At 39.3% G+C, this 6,906-nt stretch carries 8 protein-coding genes; 7 read left to right on the top strand and 1 reads right to left on the bottom strand.

Annotation, left to right across the window (positions count from 1 at the left end; translation table 11 throughout):
* The 7 genes from lptD to ABNR88_RS06690 all read left to right on the top strand — a co-directional run.
* A partial coding sequence (lptD, locus tag ABNR88_RS06660; protein WP_348670209.1) for an LPS assembly protein LptD occupies positions 1 to 1,870 on the top strand: 1,870 nt, incomplete at its 5' end.
* Positions 1,863 to 2,771, top strand: a complete 909-nt coding sequence (locus ABNR88_RS06665) for a peptidylprolyl isomerase (RefSeq protein ID WP_348670210.1) — start codon at positions 1,863 to 1,865, stop codon at positions 2,769 to 2,771. The genes lptD and ABNR88_RS06665, both read left to right, overlap by 8 nt.
* A gap of 11 nt (positions 2,772 to 2,782) precedes the next feature.
* A complete protein-coding gene (rlmB, locus tag ABNR88_RS06670; RefSeq protein WP_348670211.1) occupies positions 2,783 to 3,526 on the top strand; it encodes a 23S rRNA (guanosine(2251)-2'-O)-methyltransferase RlmB in 744 nt (247 codons plus the stop codon).
* A gap of 128 nt (positions 3,527 to 3,654) precedes the next feature.
* Positions 3,655 to 4,110 (top strand): YceD family protein, encoded by a 456-nt coding sequence (locus tag ABNR88_RS06675; protein WP_348670212.1) that lies wholly within the window; start codon positions 3,655 to 3,657, stop codon positions 4,108 to 4,110.
* A gap of 3 nt (positions 4,111 to 4,113) precedes the next feature.
* The gene (gene rpmF / locus ABNR88_RS06680; protein ID WP_348670213.1) at positions 4,114 to 4,311 is read left to right on the top strand and encodes a 50S ribosomal protein L32; all 198 of its coding nucleotides are present in this window, start codon (positions 4,114 to 4,116) and stop codon (positions 4,309 to 4,311) included.
* Between the two features lie 6 nt (positions 4,312 to 4,317).
* Complete coding sequence (gene plsX / locus ABNR88_RS06685; RefSeq protein ID WP_348670214.1) at positions 4,318 to 5,358, top strand: phosphate acyltransferase PlsX; 1,041 nt, start codon at positions 4,318 to 4,320, stop codon at positions 5,356 to 5,358.
* Positions 5,351 to 6,295: a beta-ketoacyl-ACP synthase III gene (locus ABNR88_RS06690; RefSeq protein ID WP_348670215.1), complete on the top strand. Its 945-nt coding sequence runs from the start codon at positions 5,351 to 5,353 to the stop codon at positions 6,293 to 6,295. Before plsX ends, ABNR88_RS06690 begins: the two co-directional genes overlap by 8 nt.
* On the opposite strand, the gene ABNR88_RS06695 is transcribed toward ABNR88_RS06690, so the two are convergent.
* The coding region (locus ABNR88_RS06695) for a polyprenyl synthetase family protein (protein ID WP_348670216.1) at positions 6,292 to 6,906 on the bottom strand (615 nt) is incomplete at its 5' end. The genes ABNR88_RS06690 and ABNR88_RS06695 overlap by 4 nt on opposite strands.

A 6,906-nucleotide genomic window follows, 5' to 3' on the forward strand; every position in this document is an offset into this window, starting at 1 on the left:
AGCTATTTTAAAGAAGCAAGATGGAGCAACTCATACTACATTAGAGCAAGTTAACTTTCACTATCCAGCCTCTAAAATTAATGGCCAAGCACAAAAAGTAACTAATGACGGCACTCAGCAAGTGTTTAGTTCGGCCAGCTATAGCTTGTGCCCATTAGGCAATACAGATTGGCGCATGAAGGCAGACCAAATCACACTTAACTCTAAAACAAATAAAGGCGTCGCTGAAGATGTCACGGTAGAGTTTTTAGGGGTGCCAATTTTCTACTCACCTCATCATGAGTGGGTATTAGAAGGACGAGGTTCTGGTTTCTTAGCGCCAAGTTTTGGTAGCTACGACGAGTCTGTTGCCAGTAAAGACAACAACTACCAAGTAAGAATTCCTTATTACTTTAACATTGCGCCTGATCGTGATTTGTTACTAACACTTAATCATCTATCAAGTAGAGGTAGTATTGTAGAGGGTGTCTATCGACAGCTCATTGCTAAAGGTGATTATTGGAAAGAGGGTCGATTTGAAATTGAAGGTCACTATTTAAACGAAGACGATATTACTAGCAACAAGCGCTGGTTACTCAATTCAAAAATCAATCTTTCTGTTAACGATAAAATCAACATTAATGCTAATACTAACCGAGTTTCAGACGCTGACTACTTTAAAGATATAGCACATAGCAATACTTCTGACTCATCATTACACTCACAGATTGATGCATCCTATAAAGATGATGAGCGCAATCTGGCTTTGTCTTTATTTGCAGAAACCGAACAATTGATTAATAGCGGCAGTGCGGCTTACACGCGTGCACCAGAATTATCAATCTCTAAAGGCTTTGAAGGTTTGAGTGGTCGAGATATGAATTTGTCATTAGTCAGCACTAAGTTTGCGCACAATGATTCTAGCAAAACAACCGGTGTGCGCACACATGCTCAAGCAGGCTTTAAGCGCTCAATAGCAACTGACGCTTATTCGTTGACACCAAGCTTAAACCTCTCAACTACAGATTATGCACTTAATAATAGCACTGACCAAGATCGTTCTATTTATAGCTTTGGCATCGACTCAAAGCTGTTCTTAGAAAGAGAAACAAACCTTTTTGGTGTTGATTTAATTCAAACCTTAACACCAAGACTGGCTTACAACTACACACCTAAAAAGAATCAAAGCGCACTACCAAGCTTTGATTCTGCTGACAAAAATGATTCTTACGAAAGTTTATTCTCTGGTCAAAAATTTACCGGTATTGATAGAATTAGTAACGCCAATAGCTTTACTTTAGGACTTGAATCTGATTTTCTTGATGAGGAAAATGGTAATACCTATTTGAGTTTAAAAGCCGCTCAAACTCATCATATTGATGAGCAAGATATGGACAGCAATGGTAATTTAGTTGACCGTAGAAAATATTCTGATATTGCCGCTTCTGCCGACTTTGCATGGAGCAACTTTACCTTTAACAATGCATTGCAATACGACCCAGAAACCAGCAAAATTGATAAACGCGATAGTGCGATTACTTACCAACTCAATCCTAGAAAATTCTTAACCATTGCGCACCACGATGACAACAACGTTAAATCAGCCGAATTGTATGGCGCTTATCCAATCAACACAAAAATGCATGTCTTTGCTGGTATTAATCGCTCTATCACTGATTCAATCACCAATAAAGAAACCACAGGTATTGCTTACGAGTCTTGTTGTTGGGCAATTCGTTTAGCGCACTTTAAAAAGCATATTAGTGGCAATGACTATGATTACGTGACAGACTTTGAATTGGTACTTAAAGGCTTGGCCAGCACCTCTCCAAGTCTCTCAAAAGAACTAGAAGAAAACATTCCAAACTACTTAGCCAACCTTAATGACTAATCCAATGAAAACCTTATTTGCATTTGCATTAATTTTTTCACTTAATTCGTTAGCTACTCCCAATAGTATTGTTGCTATTGTTAACGACGAGCTGATTACTTTTGATGCAATCAGTGCGAAAATTAAGCCCGCTTCTACCAAAGCTGAAAAAATAAAACTGATCGATAACCAAATCAACCTGGTGCTTCAATTAGAAAAAATACAAAAATTTGGCATCAAGCCTAAATTAAGCTTTGTTAATTCTATGCTCAGCAATATCGCCTCGCAAAACGGCTTAACCCTGGCACAACTACAAGCCAATGCGCAATATGACGAGATCTTAGAAAATATAAACCAACAGCTTTCACTAAGAGGTCTTAAGCAGCTTGTTTTACAAGAAGCTAACATTAAACTATCTCAAGCAGAAATTGACACTATGCTTTCTAAAAATCCTAGTAAGTCTGAAAGCCTTAATAAGCAAATCAAAATAGCGCAAATTGTGATCAGCTCTATCGATCAGACAGACTCTTTATTGCAATCTAAAGACAACTTGATTCAGCAATTTTTAACCGAACTCAGTGACAAAATTAATGCCGGCACTTCGTTCTCGAGTTTGGCTAAATTACACTCTCAAGACCCTTCTTATAAAAATGGCGGTGAATCAGAATGGCTTGATGAAAATAGACTGCCAGCACTGTTCAAACAACAAATATCCCAACTTAAAGCAGACGAATTATCACCACCTTTTCAGACTGAGCAGGCCTGGAGAATTATCAAAATTATTGATAAACGCAGTGTTGACAATCATCTAATTGCACTCAAATCACAACTCGTTCAATCAAAGAAAAATACCTTTTTTAAAGATTGGGTAAAAGCACTAAGAAAAAATGCCTATATAGAGATTTTTGATCACAAACTATAAGCGCACCACCCATGTCTAAATCAATTATCATCTTTGGATTTCATGCTATCCAGGCGCAAATAGATTCCACTCCCGAGTGTTTGATTAAAGTATTTACACTGGACAATCGCAACGACAAGCGTTTAAACACATTGACCACTCAGCTCGATTGTTTGGGTATTAACACGCAAAAATCTAGCAAGCAACAACTCGATAAGCTCACTAAAAGTCAAACGCATCAAGGTATTGTTGCTGAAATATTGCTACCCACCCTACCTAACCTGGATGGCCTGATACACCATATTGAAAAACTCGACAATAACAGCTTAATATTAATATTAGACTCTATTCAAGATCCAAGAAACCTAGGTGCTTGTTTACGTAGCGCTAACGCTGCTGGTGTAGATTGCGTAGTCATTAACAAAGATGGCTCTGCACCGATAAATGCATTGGTTCACAAAACATCTGCAGGTGCATTAAACCAACTTAAGATTTTCTCTGTGACTAATTTATCTCGTACTATCAAAGCACTAAAAGAACAGAATATTTGGGTAGTTGGTCTAGATGGTGCAACAGATCAATCACTTTATCAAATTGACCTTACCACGCCAACTGCAATTATTATGGGGGCTGAGGGCTCAGGTTTGCGCTCACTAACCAAGAAGTCTTGCGACCAATTGGCCATGATTCCAATGCAAGGCAATGTTGAGAGTTTGAACGTTTCTGTTGCGACAGGCATCGCCTTATTTGAAGCCAGCAGACAGCGTCACCTCTAAACCGCTGAGATTAATTAAACTTAAGCCCTAAAAGTATGATTTTTTGGTAAAATTGTCAAGTTTTTGCAGTATTGATGAAACAAGGAATACCCGAACAGATAAAGCTTTTTAAATTCGCTTCTAGATCATTGATCTTTTCACAGGTTTACCAAGTGAGAGATTTCCCTAGAATTAGCGCATTGGTAAGCAATCAAGACGCACCTGTTAGTGTTGAATTAAATTTTAGCATTGAAAATAACAGAATTCCTTGTATTACCGGTAAAGTTGAACTGGATGTGGCACTAACCTGCCAACGTTGCTTAAATGAAGTCAGTATTCATTTACAACCAAAATTTCAGCTTGCTTTTTTGCAAAATGAACAACAAGGTGAAGAGTTAGACTCTAGCTTTGAGACGATTCTAAATGCTGACGAAGAATTTTCGACCATAGAATTTATAACGGATGAAGTGTTGATATCCGTCCCGATGATCCCCATGCATGAGCATGAGTGTGCATCGTACAAAGATACAACACCAATAAAAGAGCAAAAGCGTGAAAATCCTTTTGCGATATTAAAACAATTGAAAAACTCAACTAAGGAGTAAAAAATGGCTGTACAAAAAAGTAGAAAAACCCCTTCAAAAAGAGGCATGCGTCGTTCACACAACGCACTAACTAGCCCAGCACTATCTGAAGATCAAGAAACAGGTGAAATTCATTTACGTCACCATGTGACTGCTGATGGTTATTACCGTGGTAAAAAAGTCATTAATAAAGCACAAGATATTCAGGAAGTAGAAGCTTAAGTCCTAATGACGATCAGGGTATCAATTGATGCCTCAGGGGGAGATCATGGGATACCAGTTACTATTACAGCTGGTCTTAAAGCCTTGGGTGCGTTTCAAGACTTACACCTAAATTTTGTAGGTGACGAGTCTGCTATTCAAGCAGAACTCGATAAACACCCATCTTCTCAAAAACTATCTAATCGATTTGGCATTACTCACGCTAGTGAAGTAGTTGCAATGAACGAATCACCTTCAATTGCACTACGTAAAAAGAAAGACTCATCAATGCGTGTTGCTATTAATTTAGTCAAAGACAAAACTGTCGACGCTTGTGTTAGTGCTGGTAATACTGGCGCACTAATGGCTATTTCACGCTTTGTATTAAAAACCATTAAAGGCATTGATCGCCCTGCTATTATGGGTCGCATGCCTACCATGACGGGTCATGCCCACATGCTAGACCTCGGTGCAAATGTAGATTCTAAACCAGAAGCTTTAGTTGAGTTTGCAGTTATGGGCTCTATTGCTGTCGAACACACTGAAGACATCACCGCACCTAGTGTAGGCCTACTTAATATTGGTGAAGAGGAAATGAAGGGCAATGACAGCATTAAAAAAACAGCTGAACTACTTAAAGCCTCTAACTTAAATTATGTTGGCTTTATTGAAGGCGATGACATCTATAAAGGCACTGTTGATCTAGTGGTTTGTGATGGCTTCGAAGGTAATATTGCACTCAAAGCATCAGAAGGTATAGCGGCAATGATGGGTCATTACCTAAAACAAGCTTTTACTAAAAATATTTTTACTAAAATTGTTGCTCTTATCGCTACTCCAGTTTTAAAAGACTTTAAATCTAGCCTAGATCCTGGAAAATACAACGGTGCTAGCTTACTAGGCCTTCGCGGAATTGTGGTTAAAAGTCATGGTGGCGCCAATGCCGATTCATTTTTCCAGGCGATTAAAGAAGCCTACTTAGAGGCGCACGCTAAAATCATTGAAAAGATCACTACTCAGGTATCATTAGAATTAGAAAACCAACAAAGCAAAGGCGATAATGAGTAAATTTGCAAGAATCATCGGTACAGGTTCTTATTTACCACCTAAGGTGGTTACTAATGATGATTTATCTGAAAAAATTGATACTTCTGATGAGTGGATCGTCGCTCGAACTGGTATCAAAGAAAGACGTATTGTTACTGACGAATCTACTTGTGATTTGGCCACCATCGCATCTAACAATGCGCTTGAAATGGCTGGCATCGATGCCAGTGAATTAGACTTAATCATCTTAGCAACCACCACGCCGGATAAAATTTTTCCAGCAACGGCAACCATGTTGCAAAATAAAATTGGCGCTTCTTGCCCTGCCTTTGACCTTCAGTCAGTTTGTTCGGGCTTTGTCTTTGCATTAACCACTGCTGAACAATACATTAAAACCGGTGCAGCCAATAAAGTATTGGTTGTTGGTAGTGAGACCCTGTCTCGCATTGTTGACTGGAATGACCGATCAACTGCCATTCTTTTTGGCGATGGTGCTGGTGCTGTGGTGTTAAGTGGTAGTGAAGAAACTGGCATCTTGCATTCAAAACTTTTTAGTGATGGCAACTACTTGTCTTCATTACAAGTGAGTAATAACTACATTAACGAAACTGGTTTTATCGAAATGGCGGGCAACGAGGTCTTTAAGATTGCTGTTAGTCGCCTTTCTTCTTTAGCAGAAGAAACACTCAAGGAATGCAACATGAGTTCCGATGAGCTTGATTGGATGGTGCCTCATCAAGCCAATATTCGTATTATTTCTGCAGTCGCTAAACGCATCAAAACCCCAATGGACAAAGTGGTTGTTACTTTAGAAAAGCACGGCAACACATCGGCCGCCTCTATTCCATTAGCACTAGACACAGCGGTTCGAGATGGTCGCATCAAGAAAGGTCAAAACCTATTGTTCGAAGGTATTGGTGGTGGTTTTAGCTGGGGCAGTATTTTAGTTAAATTCTAAAACTTTCTTGATTGTAACTGTTCAGTCAAACTACGTAACTCGCTCGAATCCATACTTAATTGCTCTAACTTTTCAAAAGCTCGCTGATATAACTGCTGATAAGTTTTTGTCGCTTCATCCAAGCCTAATAACGCAGGATAAGTTGGTTTATTTTTATCGGCGTCTGAGTGTTGTTTTTTACCCAGCACACCTTCCGGGGTAAGCACGTCTAAAACATCATCTTGAACTTGATAGGCTAAGCCAATATCTTGTGAAAAACCATCTAATATTTTTTGATCTTCAGCGCCACACTGGCTCGACACCAAAGCACCTAATTTAACCGAACAACTGAGTAACGCACCGGTTTTCTTTCGATGCATGTTTTGCAAAGTTTCAGCGTCAATGGTTTTTGAAACCACCGATAAATCAATCGACTGCCCTTCAGCCATCTCAAATGCCGCATGCGTCAGTGCTTGAAGTAGTGTTATTCGCACTTGAGCTGATAAGCCACCATCATTGGTTAGCACTTCAAAAGCCAAGGCTTGTAAACCATCACCAGCTAATATGGCTTGAGCCTCGCCGAATTGCTTATGACAAGCAGGCTGGTTGTGGCGAATATCATCATCATCCAT

The sequence above is a fragment of the uncultured Candidatus Thioglobus sp. genome, assembly GCF_963981275.1.
Classification (GTDB): Bacteria; Pseudomonadota; Gammaproteobacteria; order PS1; family Pseudothioglobaceae; genus Thioglobus_A.

Excerpts from the sequence above, each read along its gene's own strand:
- rlmB (WP_348670211.1), top strand. The coding sequence starts at position 2,783 with ATGTCTAAATCAATTATCATCTTTGGATTTCATGCTATCCAGGCGCAA.
- ABNR88_RS06665 (WP_348670210.1), top strand. The coding sequence starts at position 1,863 with ATGACTAATCCAATGAAAACCTTATTTGCATTTGCATTAATTTTTTCA.
- ABNR88_RS06690 (WP_348670215.1), top strand. The coding sequence starts at position 5,351 with ATGAGTAAATTTGCAAGAATCATCGGTACAGGTTCTTATTTACCACCT.
- rpmF (WP_348670213.1), top strand. The coding sequence starts at position 4,114 with ATGGCTGTACAAAAAAGTAGAAAAACCCCTTCAAAAAGAGGCATGCGT.
- plsX (WP_348670214.1), top strand. The coding sequence starts at position 4,318 with ATGACGATCAGGGTATCAATTGATGCCTCAGGGGGAGATCATGGGATA.